This window comes from Sorangium sp. So ce296 (assembly GCF_051529605.1).
In the GTDB taxonomy this organism is placed as follows: domain Bacteria; phylum Myxococcota_A; class Polyangia; order Polyangiales; family Polyangiaceae; genus Sorangium; species Sorangium cellulosum_D.
In genome coordinates, this window is the sequence record NZ_CP150325.1 from 6,596,185 (window position 1) to 6,611,981 (window position 15,797).

Annotated in this window: 9 protein-coding genes; 5 read left to right on the forward strand and 4 right to left on the reverse strand. The window is 71.8% G+C overall.

The window, feature by feature from the left end:
• Positions 1-179: 179 nt before the first annotated feature.
• On the reverse strand, positions 180-842 hold the full coding sequence (locus WME98_RS24520) for a lamin tail domain-containing protein (protein ID WP_437953467.1): 663 nt from the start codon (positions 840-842) through the stop codon (positions 180-182).
• 307 nt (positions 843-1,149) lie between these two features.
• On the opposite strand from WME98_RS24520, the gene WME98_RS24525 reads away from it, so the two are divergent.
• Together WME98_RS24525 and WME98_RS24530 are read left to right on the forward strand one after the other, a co-directional pair.
• A complete protein-coding gene (locus WME98_RS24525) occupies positions 1,150-2,310 on the forward strand; it encodes a hypothetical protein (RefSeq protein ID WP_437953468.1) in 1,161 nt (386 codons plus the stop codon).
• 68 nt (positions 2,311-2,378) lie between these two features.
• Positions 2,379-2,819: a hypothetical protein gene (locus tag WME98_RS24530; protein ID WP_437953469.1), complete on the forward strand. Its 441-nt coding sequence runs from the start codon at positions 2,379-2,381 to the stop codon at positions 2,817-2,819.
• A gap of 57 nt (positions 2,820-2,876) precedes the next feature.
• Here WME98_RS24530 and WME98_RS24535 read toward each other — a convergent pair whose 3' ends face one another.
• Positions 2,877-6,233: a carbamoyltransferase N-terminal domain-containing protein gene (locus WME98_RS24535; protein ID WP_437953470.1), complete on the reverse strand. Its 3,357-nt coding sequence runs from the start codon at positions 6,231-6,233 to the stop codon at positions 2,877-2,879.
• Between the two features lie 504 nt (positions 6,234-6,737).
• Entirely contained in the window at positions 6,738-8,846 is a 2,109-nt protein-coding gene (locus tag WME98_RS24540; RefSeq protein ID WP_437953471.1) for a radical SAM protein, read from the reverse strand.
• A 406-nt stretch (positions 8,847-9,252) separates the two neighbouring features.
• Here WME98_RS24540 and WME98_RS24545 point away from each other — a divergent pair, with 406 nt between their 5' ends.
• Positions 9,253-10,503 (forward strand): glycosyltransferase family 4 protein, encoded by a 1,251-nt coding sequence (locus WME98_RS24545; RefSeq protein WP_437953472.1) that lies wholly within the window; start codon positions 9,253-9,255, stop codon positions 10,501-10,503.
• A 40-nt stretch (positions 10,504-10,543) separates the two neighbouring features.
• On the opposite strand, the gene WME98_RS24550 is transcribed toward WME98_RS24545, so the two are convergent.
• The gene (locus WME98_RS24550) at positions 10,544-10,759 is read right to left on the reverse strand and encodes a hypothetical protein (protein ID WP_437953473.1); all 216 of its coding nucleotides are present in this window, start codon (positions 10,757-10,759) and stop codon (positions 10,544-10,546) included.
• 322 nt (positions 10,760-11,081) lie between these two features.
• Here WME98_RS24550 and WME98_RS24555 point away from each other — a divergent pair, with 322 nt between their 5' ends.
• Both WME98_RS24555 and WME98_RS24560 read left to right on the forward strand, forming a co-directional pair.
• The gene (locus WME98_RS24555) at positions 11,082-12,923 is read left to right on the forward strand and encodes a vanadium-dependent haloperoxidase (RefSeq protein WP_437953474.1); all 1,842 of its coding nucleotides are present in this window, start codon (positions 11,082-11,084) and stop codon (positions 12,921-12,923) included.
• A gap of 212 nt (positions 12,924-13,135) precedes the next feature.
• Entirely contained in the window at positions 13,136-15,793 is a 2,658-nt protein-coding gene (locus WME98_RS24560) for an ATP-binding protein (protein WP_437953475.1), read from the forward strand.
• Positions 15,794-15,797: the final 4 nt, after the last annotated feature.

Sequence of the window (15,797 nt, forward strand, 5' to 3'; positions counted from 1 at the left end):
TCGCCGCTCCCTCCTGCGGCAGGTCTGGTAGCCCGATGCGGCGACCCAGGCGCGCCAACGGCGGATGAGCCGCCGAGCATCGCTGGCCGCGGACCGGACGCGGAGGTCCGCCCGCGCGAGGCCGCCGAGGAGCGGCGCAGAGGTCCGGCCATCGCTGGCCGGTCCTCCGGCGGGCGGCGCTAGGGCGCCGCGTTCGCCTCCCCCGGGGTCGGCGCGGTGACGGCGCCCTCGCCGGTCAGATCGGGCAGCCTGCCCCACGTCTCGCCGTCCGCTGCCGCCTCGATCGGATACTCGAGCTGGGCGAGCACCTGGTCGTTCGCCGAGATGAGGTGGACGGTCTCGCCCCTGGAGGCGCTGACCTTCCAGGTCGCATAGAAGCAGCTGCTCGGGCCGCCGTCCGGCAGACACGTGGTGTGGGGCCCGGGGCCGGCCTCGGCGGCCTGATCGCCGAGGACGAGCAGGTATGCCCCCGGGGCGAGCTGCGTGCCCTCGGGGAACCTGAGCGCGTCGGCCGTGTTGCACGCCCCGCTGTCGTCGGAGTCGCAGAGGCCGAGCCCGCTGAGATCGGCCGACCCCGGGCCGGGGTTGCCGAGCTCGATCCAGTCGCCGCCCTTGGCCGAGATCTCGTTCACCACGACGGTCGTCGACGTGGGCCCGCCGCCGGTCCCCGTCCCCGTTCCCCCTGACCCGCCGCCGCCGGAGCCGCTCGTGGCCCCGCTGGTGCCGCTCGAGGCCTGGGACGACGTGGCCGTCGTGGTGGCGTCCCCCGGCTCGTCGCTCGAACCGCAGCCTCCCGCGCAGAGCGCGGCAAGACAAAGCATGATGAATCGACCTTGTGCCATCGCGATGTTCTCCTCGGCGCACAGCACACGGCGGCCCCGGCGGTGCGTCAATGGGGCGGCGCGCGCGCGGCTCCCGGCCGCGGGTCCTCCTGCGCGTTCCAGCGCCGCGCTCGAGTCGGCGGGATCACCAGCGCGGCCGCGCTGCGCCGTCGCGGCGCAGCGCCGGTGGACGCGCCCGGCGCGCCATCGGCTCAGGGGGCAGCGCCGCGGAGGTGGGGTACCATGCCCGGCGCCGTGTTGCGGCGAGAGCGGTCCGAGAGCGGTCCACGCCGCTGCCAGCATGCTCTCTCGGGGTGAGGAGGACCAGATGCGACGATCGCTGGAGCTGATGTTGTGCCTGTCGATGGTGACCGCGCTCGAGGCCTGCGCGGACGACTCGAGCGGAGGGGAGGGGACGACCGGCACGGGAGGCACCGGAGCGGCGAGCGCGTCGGGCAGCGGCGCGGGCGGCGCCGGCGCGGGATCGCCCGCGCACGAGGGCGGCGGCCCGGCGGCGGGCAACCCCGACGGGAGCTGCGCCGTGCCGGCCGAGGCGCGGGCCGCCGACTCCTCGTCCCCGACCACGGTGATCGGCGACGGCACGCCGGAGAGCTGCACCTCGGAGGCCGTCGTCAGCGGCGTCGCGGCCGGCGGCATCATCACCTTCGACTGCGGCCCCGACCCGATCACCATCACGCTCGAGGAGACCGCGAAGATCTTCAACGACACCGGCCCCGAGATCGTGATCGACGGCGGGGGGCTCGTGACGCTGAGCGGCGGCGGAAAGCGGCGCATCCTCTACATGAACACCTGCGACGAGGCGCAGGTGTGGACGACGCCGAGCTGCGACAACCAGGATCACCCGCGGCTGACCGTCCAGAACCTCACCTTCATCGAGGGCGACTCGACCGACGATGACGACGAGGGCGGCGGCGCCATCTTCGCGCAGGGCGGGCGCCTGAAGGTCGTCAACGCGCGCTTCTTCAACAACGCGTGCGACGCCACCGGCCCCGACGTCGGCGGCGCCGGGATCCGCGCCTTCATGCAATACAACGGGCTGCCGGTCCACGTGGTGAACAGCACCTTCGGCGGCGCGGAGGGTTACGGCAACGTGTGCGCGAACGGCGGCGGCATCAGCAGCATCGGCGTCTCGTGGACGGTCGTGAACAGCCTGTTCTCCCACAACCGCGCGATCGGGAACGGCGGCAACCCCGCCATGGCGGGGACGCCGGGCGGCGGCAGCGGCGGGGCCATCTACAACGACGGCGACACGATGACGCTCACGCTCTGCGGGACCCGGATCGAGCGGAACGAGGTGAGCGCCCACGGGAGCGCGATCTTCTTCGTGAGCAACGACCACACGGGGAACATCGTCATCGATCGGTCGGTGATCACCGAGAACATCGGCGGATCCTGGTACCCCACCTACCCGCAGATCTCGAACCACGACGACACGCCGATCGCGGTGACGGACTCGGTCATCCAGTGAGCCCCGCGGCCCGCGCGCGGGCCGCTTCTCCGGCGGCGTCCGGTGCCTTGGTGCATTATGCTGAAGGCATGCCCCTCAGCGACGACGTCCCCGAGTGGAAGGCGCTGCGAGACACCCTGCGCGATCTGGTCGCCCGCGCTGGAGCCGCCGCGGCGGCCGTGATCGACGAATCGAACAACATCTGGTGTGCCTGGCCGGTCGCGTCGACGGTCCCTCCGCTCGCCGCGCGCTTCGCCGAGCGGGAGCTCGCCGGACGTCCGGGGCCATCCCTCCGCCGAGGCGGGCGGCTCCGCGTCGCTCATCCCGCGGGTTCTCCTGACGATTCGTACATGGCGGAGTCGTTCGGAGGCATCTACGTGCTGGTGCTGTGGTTCAACGGCCCGTTCGACCCCGACTTCCAGCGGGCTCGCCTGCGGCGCGAGCTCCCCCGGATCGAGGCGCTGACGGTCGCGCTGCCGCCTCCGGACGGCCCGGACGCGACCGAGGGCGCCGCGAAACAGCGCGCCTGACGCGCCGCCCGCCGACCGGGCGCCTGGCCGAGCGAGGCCGGTTCGACGCCCGCGCGCTCAGAACATCACGTACATGGTGTCGGACACGACCTCCCGCTGCGCGCGGTGAGGCACGCGGCCGACGATGCGAACGCCCTTTGCGATGACGGGGGCCAGGGCGCGCGCGAGCTCGGGTGAGCTCCAGCCGCTCGTGATCGCGCGCCCGAAGGCGTCCGGCTGCGCTGGGCGCCTCTCCAGGACGCGCGGATAGATGGTCGCCGGGTCCATCCGCTCCCACCGGCCATCCGCCGGAGAGAGCGTGGCCGCCCCTGCCTCGGCGAGCCCTCCCGCGATGTCCACGAGCGCAGGCAGGAAGTCGCGGTCGAAGAGGCGCTCGAGCGGCCGTGTCAGCTGCTCGGGCGCCGGAGCCCCGACGGACGCCCACTCGTCGTATGCGCCGCCCTCCTCCGGCCACGGCGGCTGCTGCTCCTTGAGGAACAGATGATCCTCGATGAAGAGGGCGTCCATGTCGGTCCGCATGAAGCAGCGGTAGGCGTCGTAGGGCGTATTGACGATCGGCTCGCCGCGCACGTTGAACGACGTGTTGACGATCACCGGGCAACCCGTCTTGTCGGCGAACGCGTCGATCACGGCCCGGTAGGTGGGGTGCGCCTCGCGGGTCACGGTCTGCACCCTGGCCGAATAGTCGACGTGGGTCACCGCCGGCACATCGCTGCGGGGCGCCCGGACGACCTCGAGCAGATCCTCGGAGCTGCCGCGGGAGAACGGCTTGCGCTTGTCCTCCACGAGCGGCGCGACGAGCAACATGAACGGGCTCTCGCCCGCGCAGTCGAAGTACTCGCTGGCTCGCTCGGCCAGAACCGATGGCGCGAACGGTCGAAACGACTCGCGGTACTTGATCTTCCGGTTGAGCGTGACCTGCATCTCGCTGCTGCGCGCGTCGCCCAGGATCGAGCGCGCGCCGAGCGCGCGCGGGCCGAACTCTGCGCGCCCGCTGAAATGCCCGACGACCCGACCCGAGGCCAGGAGCTCGGCGACGCGGGCAGCCCGGCTGGACGGATCGAGGCGCTCGCACGGAAGGCCGTGGGTCTGCGCGAAGGCCTCGACCTCACTGGGCGAGAACGCCGGCCCGAGATAGGAGCCGCGCTGCGCGGAGCCGGGCGAGCTCGCGGGGCGCCGCGGCTGTCCGAAGTAGCTGTGGGAGGCGTCGAGCGCTGCCCCGAGCGCGCCCCCCGCGTCCCCGGCGGCGGGCTGGATCCAGATCTCGTCGAACGGCCCTTCCCGCAAGATGCGCCCGTTGGCCACGCAGTTGAGCGCCACCCCGCCGGCCATGCACAGCTTGGAGGCCGAGGTCAGACGATGCGCGTGCGCCGCCATCTTGAGGACCGCCTCCTCGATCACGACCTGCACGGAGCGAGCCAGATCCATCTCTCGGCGCGTGATGCGCGCGGCGGGGTCTCTCGCCGGCCCGTCGAAGAGCGCCGCGAACCTCGCGTTCGTGATGGTGTCTTCCCCGAAGAAGGTGAAGTACTGAAGGTTCAGGCGGATCGAGCCGTCGTCGCGGATCTCGACCAGATTTTGAAGGATCCTGTCGACATAGCGCGGCTCGCCGTAGGGGGCCAGGCCCATCATCTTGTATTCGCCGCTGTTCACCTTGAAGCCGGTGAACTGCGTGAAGGCGGAGTAGAGCAGCCCGAGCGAGTGGGGGAACCGCATCTCCTGAAGGAGGCGCAGCTCGGAGCCTCTGCCGAGGCCGATGCTCGCGGTGCTCCACTCGCCGACGCCGTCGATGGTCAGGATCGCCGCCTCCTCGAACGGGGACGGGAAGAACGCGCTCGCGGCGTGCGAGCGGTGGTGCAGGTTCTCCAGCACGAGGCCTCTGTAGGCGAGCTCGTGCTCCAGCACCTCGGCGATCCGGAGCTTGGTGGACAGCCATGACGGGAGCATGGCCGCGCACTGGTCCCGCGCGGATCGGCCGGCCGCCGCGGCGCTCGAGAGGACGCGCTCGAAGGCGAGCGCGCTGTCATCGTAGTAGGCGATCGCGGCCAGATCCGTGAGATCGACGCTCGCCTCCTCCAGACAGAAGTTGATGGCCTGGCGCGGGAAACCTCGGTCGTTCTTGACCCGTGAAAACCGCTCTTCCTCGGCGGCCGCCACCACCTCGCCGTCGCGCACGATGCACGCCGCGGAATCATGGTAGAAGCACGAGATGCCGAGGATGTACTTCTCGCGCGGGCGGGCGTGCCGCGGCTGCGCGACGACGCCTCCGGCCGCCGGCGCGCTCCGCGCCGGGAGCAGGCCACGATCCTGGATGTGCCGCGCGAGGACCCTCGCGACCTGCTCGTGACCTTCCGGGCTGAAGTGCGGGTCGATGGGGAACGAGATGCGCTTGCGCTCGTCGAACGGGAGCCGCGCCAGCTCCCCGAGCAGGTCGAGGTGCTCGCAGCCGAGATCGCGCGCCGCGTCGGCGAAGAAGGCCTGATAGCTCGCCGCGCTCGGGATCTGGCAATAGTAGCGGACCGGGATCGGCATCAGGAGGACCGGACGAGGTCGAGCGGCCTCGACGAACCTGGCGATGATGGCTCGCAGGAGCCTGGACCCGTCCGACGTCGGCTGATCGTAGTGCGCCGAGCAGGGGCGAAAGCCGAGCATCCGCTGTATCCACGGCCGGAATGGCCTGATGTCGTCCCACGATCGCGGCGCGGCGAATCGAACGAGCTGATCGAACAGGGGCTGCCCCTGCAGCCGCTCCATCACGTCCGAGGCCGCCCGCGTGATGGGGGTCATGTTGGCCGGCTCGACGGGGACGCCGCGCAGCTGGCTGTACAGCATGGCCAGCCCGGGCATGCTGGGGAAGTGGTGCTCCCACGCCAGCCCCGCGTCCGGCCTGTCTCGCGGCACCGGCTGATGGCGAACCGCGAGCTCGCCATCGACGAGCTCGAAATAGGGCTTTGGCACCAGGAGCTTGCGTCCGGTGGCGCTGTCGACCGAAACGCGGTGCGTCGAGAGCACGCGCTCGACGTTGTCGATGTACACGGCGAGGACGATCAGGTCGGCCTCGACCCCGGCGGCGAGCTCCTCGAGGATGAGGGTCTGTTGGTCCGTGCCCGACCCGGAGAGCCCGTAATTGTAGACCTCCGCGGAGAGGAGGCGGCCGAGGTGCTCGGTGTACCGCTCGTGGTTTTCGCAGCCGTCGCCGGCGGTCATCGAGTCCCCGAACACGAGTATCCGCGGCTTGCCCTGCCGCTGCGGCGCGTAGTCGACATCGGCGCGGAAGCCCTGCGCGTTGGTGCGGACCAGATAGCCGCCGCGTTCATGCGGGATGCGCGCCTTCTGGTTGGGGACGTACAGGTGGCCGATCCGAGGGTGATACGAGACGAGCATCCGGTGGGTCTGTTGAGCGAGAAGAAACATGGCCTTGCCCTTCGGGGTGCTGGCACCTGTGCTGGCGCTGGCGTTGCCCGGCTCGTGCTGCGGCCCTGCTGGAGGCGAAGGAATCGTGCTGATCCGCTCGCCGCGGGCGGCGTGGTGGACGTAGGCGCTCCCCGCGCCAGACGCCTCCGATGCGCGGGCGGGTCGCGACATTCACGGACCGCGGCAGCGGGTGACCGGCGGGCCGAGCGGAGCTCGAGTCGTCCGCTCCTGCGCCCGGTCGGCCGCCGGGTCATGGCTCGCGCGTGTCCCCTGTGGCGGAATTGTGTCCGTTATGGCGGAAAATGTCGGCGGTCGCTGATCATCGCCGCGGTTCGATCTGGAACACGTCCCGGGCCGGCGTGTGGTTGTTCTCCTCCGGGACCTGCGACGTCGGCGTCGCCCGGCGAGATCACCGGGTAATGGTCCAGATACGCCGGCTCGCTCGCGCCCGGCAGCGGCGACACGAAGCCGCGATGCAGAGGCGAGCGCGCGAGCGACAGCGTGCTACTTCGTCCGCGCGGCCTTCTGCGCCCGCGCAAGGTCGTCCTCCAGGCGCGCGATCACGGCGACGATGCGGTCACGCGGCGCGGCGTTGAGCCACATCTCCAGCCCGTGGCTGCGCGCGAAGTCGACGAGCGCGGGCAGTACGCGACCCGGCTCTGCGGTGCTCACCGTGGCGAAGGGGTGGCTCCACCCCTTGTCGGTCGCGAGCTCGTCCTCCGCGGTCAGATAAGGCCGCAACGCCACCTTGAGCGCCGCGGGCGTCATGCACGCCGTATTCTCCTGGGAACGCCGCTGGAACGTGGCGGAGAGTCGGACCGGGCCGCCGTCCATCCACTCCGCGGCTCCGCCGGCGCGCTGGATCTGGAAGCCGTAGCGCGTCGGGATCCGCGCCGACGTGGCGATGAGGTAGCGGTCCGCGATCACCGCCCTGCCGTCGAGCGAATCGGCCACGGAGGCGGCCTTTGCGGCGTCCGGGAACGAGGCCCAGAGTCGCGCGCGGTCGGCGCTCGGGGGGCGGGCGGCGAGCCATTGAGGCCAGCGGGCGTCACCGGGGAGCGGGGCCAGCTCGGCGGCCAGATGGGCGCCGTGCCGCTCGGCGATCGCCGCGAGCTGCGCGATGGTGCCGTGGAGCGCTCCCAGATCCGGCGCCCCGGCGGAGAGCGACTCGTGGCGGACCGGGACGGGGCCGTACAGGTCGAGGCCGCGCCTCTCGAGGACGGCGACGTCGTCCACCGCCAGCGCGATCTCCGCCGCCTCCAGCGAGGCCGCGTCCTCGAACCGCAAACCCGCCACGATCTCCACCGGATCGTGCTCGTGGACGCCGGAATACACCGCTCGTCCGCCCCGCTTCCACAGGAGCGCTCGCAGCGAAGGGAAGTCGTCGTCCACGGCCATGCCGGTGTGCACCATCACGCTCCCCCCGACGCGCGCGATCGAGTCCGGCGCCACCTCTCCGCCCTCCAGGCGGATCCCCTCGCGCTCCAGGAGCGATCGCCACTCTTTCCCGAACGGCTCGCCCGGCGTCCATCCCGGCAAGAGATCGTCGATGTAGCGGCGCGCGTCGTCGAGCTCCTCGAAGCGCCCGACGAGCACGCAGTCGCCGCTGTTGTTGCCGGAGAACCCCTGCCAGATGCGGATACCGTCGGAGAGCGGCGGCTTGCGCCGCGCGGGCCGGGCGCAGCCCGGGAGCGGCGCGGGCCCGAGGAGCCGCGCGCGCTCGGCAGACCAGGCGGCGAGCACGTCGTCCGCCGACCGGACCGGCGCCCCCCGCTTCTGGAACGAACAGGCCTTGAGCGTGCGATCCGAGGTGATCGTCACGAAGTCGAGCCCGGCCCCACAATCGCCGTCCACCCCCTCGAAGAGGCGCGGCACGGGCTCCAGCCGGTCCCCGAAGCAGACCGACAGCCGCGCGCGAACAGGGCTGTCCGCGATGATCTCGGCGAGGCGCCGCTCGCCCTCCGGGCCGAGGTGGTTGTCCGGGTCGAGCCCTACATACCGCAGCAGCGCCACGTCGCGGCACCCGAGCTGGGCGAGCCGCTCGAGGAGCGCAGGCAGCGAGGGGAGCAGCGCGGGCGTCGCGAGCACGTTCACGCCGAACGTCACGCCCGCGGCCGCGAGCAGCTCCAGCCGGTCCTCCCAGGGCGTGTCTGGGTACACCGAGACGCGGATCTCCCCGACGTGCGGCGCGAGCGCGCGGAGCCTCCGCTCCGTGAGCAGCGTGCCGTTCGTGGTGAAATGGAGAGCGAGCGCGGTCCGTTCGGCGAGGCGCGCCAAGAGCTCGTCGAAGCCGGCGAATGCGAGGGGCTCTCCTCCGCCGAACGCCACCTCGAGGAGGCCGCGGCGCGCGAGGCCCGAGAGCACGTCGAACGCCCCGTCCACCGTCCACTCGCTCCCCGCTTCCAGGTCCCGCGAGCAGAACGAGCACGCGAGGTTGCACCGGTTGGTGATGCCGAACAGCGCGACGCGCGGGGCCCGCCGCGTCAACCGGCGCGTCTCGGCGCCGTCCCAGCGCACGTTCGTCCCCGTCCGCGGGTGGAACCAGAGGAGCGCCCCGTCGAGCGCGTGGGGCCGGAGCTCATCGCGTGACGGCAGGGGGATCGCGTCTTCCATGGCGCGAAGGATACTCCGTTTTGCAGATTTGTGTACGACCGGGGCGCACGCGCTCGTCAGCGCACCGGCCTCGATGAGCCGCATTCGTTCCAGTCGTGATCAAGCGCGCTCGCGACGGCGCGCCAACTCCATCCTTTCCTATTGACCGTGGAGCGGGTACCGTTCAAGAATTAGCGACACTCGCGGACGCTGGGCTCTTTGCGTGCCTCGTTCGCCCTCGTGCGTTCGAACAAACCATGTCGCTCGGCGTTCGAGCTCGTCTGTTCTGGGTGACAGGCGAGCCACCCCGTACGCAACGTACGTGGTCGCCTCGGCAGGCGCGGCCGGAGCACGCGGCTCTTCACGAAAGGTACGAGAACTCCCGTCGAGGTGCCTGTCGCCTCGGACGGTCGGAACGGAGGGGCGCATGAGGCGGCTGCGCGTCTTGCTCATCACCAAGGTCTTTCCCAATGCGATGCAACCGGAAGAGGCGCCGTTCAACCGGCACCAGTTCGCCGCTCTGTCGCGGTATTGCGACGTGGAGGTCCTGGCGACGATCCCCTGGTTCCCCGGCGCCGCGCGGTTCTCGAAGTGGCCGATCGCCACGGGAGCGCCAAGAGAGGAGGTGATCGACGGGCTGCCGGTCAGGCACCCGCGCTTCCTCTACGTCCCTCGCATCGCGCAGGGGTTGAACGGTGCCCTGTACGCCGGCTCCCTCGTCCCGGAGGTCGCCCTGCGATGCACTACGCCAGACGTCATCGTCGGGGCGTTCGCGTACCCGGACGGCTGCGCGGCCGTGTGCCTCGGCCGGCTCTTGCGGATCCCGACGGTCATCAAGGTGCATGGCACGGACATCGACGTCTTGCCGAGCCGGCGCGCGGTGGCGCGATCGCTGCGCTGGGGGCTCCAGCGCGCGGCGAGGATCGTGGCCGTCAGCCACGAGCTCGCCGCTGGGGTCGAGGCGCTCGGCGTCCCGCGCGAGCGTATCGATGTCGTCATGAACGGTGTTCACTCGCACGTCTTCCGTCCGCAGGACCGCGTTGATGCGCGGCGTCGCCTCGGTCGCGCCCCGGAGCGCCGGACGATCCTCTTCGTCGGACAGCTCGTCCGAGACAAGGGCATCTTCGAGTTGATCGAGGTCTTCCAGGGTCTCGCCTCCGCGCACGCGGATCTGGATCTGGTGCTCGTGGGCGACGGCGCCGAGATGAAGGCGTGCAGAGCGGCAGCCGAACGGCTCGGCGGTCGGCTCACGGTGATCGGCGCTCGCCCGCACCACGAGATCGCCGACTGGATGGCGGCCTGTGACGTGCTGGCGCTGCCGAGCCGCCATGAAGGCACCCCGAACGTCGTGATCGAGGCGCTCGCGAGCGGGAGGCGCGTGGTGGCGACGAGCGTCGGCGGGATCCCCGGCCTCCTCCACAGCGAGGCGCTCGGAGAGCTCGTCCCGCCCAAGGACCAGGCGGCGCTGGCCGCGGCGCTCGCGCGCGCCGCCTACGAGCCCTATGACGCGGCGCGGGTCGCCGCCATCTCTGGCTGGCGCGACTGGGACCATAGCGCGCGGAGGCTGTGTGAGGTGCTCGAGAGCGTCGCGCGTCCGCGCCGCGAGCAGAGCGCGCCTGCGCGCGAAGACGACCAGGACTCTGCCTCCCGCTCGCACCTCTCAGGAGCCGTGCTGTAGCGCGCGCCGGGCGCCTCGCGCCGGCAGCAGCCGCGCGAGCTCACGTCACCCCGATCGTCCCTCGACGGCGCGGGTTCAGCGCCTCGCACCCGAGCGCGCCAGAAAGCCGGTCTTCCGGCTCGGGAGGGAGCGGCGCGTCCTCCGGGTGGAGATCGCGATAGAGCTCCAGGACCCCAGCGAGATCCCGCGCCTCGGCCGTACGCACGACGCCGTCCAGCATCGCGGAGCCCGCCCCCTCCTCGCCGCGCTGTCGCATGCGCGCCCGATACCATCGCGCCCCGGACGACAGAAGCCCGCAGGTGCGCCGCAAAACAAAGTCCTTGCTCGACGCCATCCGTTATAGTAGACGTTGCATCCTATAAAACGGATGTGAGGACGGAGACCGCTGCCTGTCCCCTCCTGGTCTCGTCAGCGCTCGGAGCGCGCGCCGCCGGAAGCCCGTCTTCTGCATTCACCCTCTCCGCTTCCTGGACGAGACGCCTCCACCCGAGCTCACGGGCCGGATCTCACGGGCGCTCGGCCGCGGACGCCGCGGCGAGCGGACGCCGACCTCCATGCAACGAACGGAGCTGAACGCCATGACCATCGATTCTCACGATCGCGATCCCCGGAGCGATGCTTCGACGCCCGACGCCGCGAGCCCCGAGGGCGCCGCGAAGGGACCGAGGGCCGACAAGGCGGCTGGCCGGCGCGCCTTCATGGGCGTCGCCGGCTCGCTCGCGGTGGGCGGCGTCCTCGCCGGGAGCCCCGGCGTCGCGCAAGCGGCGCGGGGCAGAGGTATCGACGACCTGCTCGACGGGATCGGGTCGCTGCGCCGCGATCCGCGCGTCTCGCCGCTCGATCACGAGCTCCGCCTGCGCGCGCTGCGCGTGCGCGTGGAGGCCGCGGTCGACCAGTTCGAGGAACCCATCGCGCCTCACCCGGACAACGGCGACGAGGAGCGCTATCCCAACAAGATCGGGACGGACACGCGCGGCCTGCCCCACGACGCGCGAGGCGAGGTGGATCGGGCCGCGTACCGCGTCGCCGCGCGCGCCCACGCGTCGCGCGAATGGGACGATTTCGAGGCCATCCCGCTCGCCGGCACCCGCAAGCTGGTCAGTCCGATCGGCACGCTCGCCGTCAGCCTGATCGGCACGACCCCGGCCCAGATCGGCGTGCCCCCGGCCCCCGCGCTGGCGAGCGCGGAGAAGGCCGCCGAGGCGGTCGAGGTCTACTGGAAGGCGCTGCTGCGGGACGTGCCGTTCGAGAGCTACGCCGACAGCAGCGACGTGGCCGACGCGATCGCGGAGATCGATCGCCTCTCGGGCTACACCGGCCCCCGGGCCGGCGGCCGCGTCACGCTGGAGACGCTGTTCCGCGGCAGCGTCACCTACGCCGATCCCCGGGATCGCTCGGGCAGGACGGCCAAGCACGTGGTTCCTCCCGGCGTGCTCGACGGCCCCTACATCTCGCAGTTCCTCCTGCGCGACATCCCCTATGGCCCGCAGGTGCTCCAGGGCGCGTTCCGCACGGCGCTGCCGGGCAACGACTTCCAGACCGATTACAACGAGTGGCTCGCGGTGCAGAACGGGCTCAGCCCCACCCGGTCGATCGCGTACGACCCGGTGCGCCGCTACCTCTCGACGGGGCGCGATCTCGCGGAGTACGTGCACGGCGGCGCGGCCAGCTTCTGGGGCGCGGCGCTGCTCCTCGGCGCGGCGCGCAGCGCGAACCCGAGCGTGCCGGGGGGCATCGCGGCGCCCCTGAGCCCCACGAACCCCTACCTCACGTCGGAGACGCAGGCGTCGGCCGCCGCGACCTTCTCGCTCGCCTACCTGCAGGGCCTGCTCCCCTTCGGGACGTCGCGCGCGATCCGCGCCGCCTACTGGCAGAAGTGGTTCGTGCACCGCAGCATCCGCCCCGAGGGGTACGGCGGGCTGGTCCACCAGCGCCTCGCGAACGGGCGCGAGTACCCGCTGCACGACGACATCCTCGGCTCGCTGGCGGTCGAGCTGACGTTCGACACGTTCGGGAGCTACCTCTTGCCGCAAGCCTTCCCGGAGGGCGCCCCGCTCCACGGGTCGTACCCGGGCGGCGCCGCCGCCATCGCCGGGGTCAACGTGACGCTCCTGAAGGCGTTCTTCGACGAGGACCACGTCATCGAGGATCCGTTCGTCCCCGATCCGGCCGACCCGACACGGCTCGTCCCCTACAGCGGGCCGCCCCTGACCGTGGGCGGTGAGCTGAACAAGCTGGCGACCAACGCCTCCTTCGGGCGCAACTGGGCGGGCATCCACTGGCGCACGGACGCCGCGGCGTCGCTGGCGCTCGGCGAGGCGGTGGCGATCAGCCTGCTCCGCGACGAGCGCCGGACCTTCCGCGAGCCGTTCGACGGGTTCACGTTCACCCGGTTCGACGGCACGCGAATCACGATCTGAGCCGGCCTCACCGCCGTGGGCGCGGCCCGCGGCCTCCCAGGCCGATGGTTTGCGCCGCGCCCGCGGCGTGAGATAGGATGCTCGCCGGGTCTCAGGTCCATCCCCGGCGGCACGCGGAGCGGGCATACTGCAGGGGAGGTCGCGCGGCGGTCGCCGGTCGGGGGCGCCGCGCGGGCAGCCACGGAAAGCTCCGCCCGTCGTCACGCCTTCCTATGCCGGATCCGAAAGATAGAAAGCGCACGCCGCCGTTCCTGCCGGGGCCGCAGCAAGAGCAGCTCTTACGGCACATCATATCGACGTTTCCTTACAGCATCTGGTGGAAGGACCGCGACTGCGTCTACCTCGGCACCAACGAGATGAGCGCCCGGGGAGCGGGGCTGAGCCGCGCCGAGGACATCATCGGCCTCACCGACTACGACCTGCCCTGGACCCGCGAGGAGGCCGAGCACTACATCCGCCTCGACAAGGCCGTCATGGAGTCCGGCGAGCCGATGCTGAACATCGAGGAGACCCAGCGCCAGGCCGACGGCAGCACCCGCTACCTGCTCACGTGCAAGGTGCCGCTCAAGGACGAGCGCGGCGAGGTGTTCGGCATCCTCGGCTCCTGGACCGACATCACCGACCGCAAGCTCACCGAGATGGCGCTCGCCCGCGCCAAGGACGAGGCGGAGCGCGCCAAGGACGAGGCGGAGCGCGCCAAGGACGAGGCGGAGCGCGCCAAGGACGAGGCGGAGCGCGCCAACAACGCCAAGAGCGACTTCCTCGCCACGGTGAGCCACGAGCTGCGCACGCCCCTCACCCTGATCCTGTCCCCCCTGGAGCGGCTCCTCGAGGCCCAGCACGCGGCCCTGCCGGGCGACGTGCGCGACGAGCTGGAGCTCATCCGCCGCAACACGGCGCGGCTCCTCAACGTGGTGAGCGACCTGCTCGACTTCTCCAAGGCGGAGGCGGCGCGCATGGAGGTCGACTGGGAGCCGGTGGATGCTCACCGGTTCACCGCGCTGATGCTGAACGACATCCGGCCGAGCGCGGTGGCCCGCGGCCGCACCCTGTCGATGAGCGGCGACGCGCTCGGCGTGGTCCTCCTGGACCGCTACAAGTACGAGCGCATCCTGCTCAACCTCATCAGCAACGCGCTGAAGTTCTCTCACCCGGGGGGGCACGTCGAGGTCTCCCTGCGCGCGCTCGACGACGCCTCGTTCGAGCTCAGCGTGCGCGACGAGGGGATCGGCATCCCGCGGGACGAGCTCGGCAAGCTGTTCTCGAAGTTCACCCAGGTCGACGGCTCGGTGAAGCGGAGGTACGAGGGCACGGGGCTCGGGCTCTCGCTGGTCAAGCAGTTCGCGGAGCTCATGCGCGGCGCCGTCGCCATCGAGAGCGAGCTCGGCCGGGGGACGACGGTCCGCGTGCGCCTGCCCCGGTCGGCCGAGGACGGCGGGCCCGAGAGCGACGAGCCGAGGTCGCGCAGCGAGAACAGCGCCGCGCAGACGCGGCGCTGGCTGAGCTCGCTGCCGCCCGTGGGCGCCGCGCCCGAGGGCCAGGGGCTGGAGGCGGACGCCGGGGCGCCGCGCGCCGCGCGCACGTCGAGCCGCCCGCCGGGGGCCCCGCGCGCCGCGCGGCCGGCCGCGGAGGCGGAGAGGCCGCTGCTCTTGCTCGTCGACGACAACCCGGACATGCGGCAGTTCATGCGCGCGCTGCTGTCGCCGAGCTACCGCCTCCTCGAGGCGCAGAACGGCATCGAGGCGCAGGAGCTCATCGAGCGCTCGCCCCCGCAGGTCATCGTCTCCGACGTGATGATGCCGCGGATGTCGGGGATCGAGCTCACCGCCTGGCTGAAGGCGCACCCCGTGCTGCGCCACGTGCCGGTCATCCTGGTCACGGCGCGCGCGGACGACGAGGCGATCGCGTCGGGGCTCGACGGGGGCGCCGACGAGTACCTGGTGAAGCCGTTCTCTCCGCGGGAGCTCCTCGCGCGCGTGCGGTCGATGGTGCGGCTCTACCGGTCGTACCAGCAGCTCGGCGCGGAGCAGGCCGAGATCGCGCGGCACTCGGGCATGGCGCAGGTCGCGATGGACGTCCTCCACAGCGCGGGCAACACGCTGAGCAGCGCCGGGGTCACGGCCGATCTGGTGCGGGATCGCCTCGCGAGGTCGCGGCTGCCGCGGCTCTCGAGGGCCCTCGGCGAGCTGCTCGCGGGCGGCGGTGCGGACCTCGCGGGGCCGGCGGACGAGCCGCGCAGCGAGAGCCTGCGCCGCTACGTGGAGCTGGCGCTCGCCGCCCTGGAGCAGGAGCAGGCGGAGACGGTGGCGGACGTCGAGCGCCTGCGCGAGCAGCTCGACGTCATCCGCGACGCCATCCGCGCGCAGGAGCGGTACGCGTACAGGAACGCGTACCGCACGGAGCGGCTCTCCGTGAGCGAGGTGATCCACGAGGCGCTGCACGCGCACGGGGTGGCGCTCGTGAACGCGCGCGTCGCGCTGCAGCTCGATCTGCGGCCGGTCGACGACGTCGTGGCGAACCGCCACGACCTCCTGACCATCCTCTACAACCTGCTCGACAACGCGCGGGCGGCGCTCGGCGACGCGGAGGCGCGCGAGCCCTGGATCGAGATCTCGACGTGGCAGGACGGGGCCGAGGTGTGCTGCGCCGTGGAGGACAACGGGCCGGGCATCCCCGAGGCCGCGCGGATGCAGGTGTTTCAATACGGGTTCACGACCCGGGAGGGCGCGAACGGCATCGGGCTGCATTTCTCGGCGAACCGGATGAAGAGCTTCGGCGGGTCCATCCGGATCGAGGAGGGCCGCGAGGGCGGGGCCCGGGTCGTGCTCACGTTCGCGGCCGCCCCCGGCGCGGGCGCGCGCGGCCGCTGAGCGC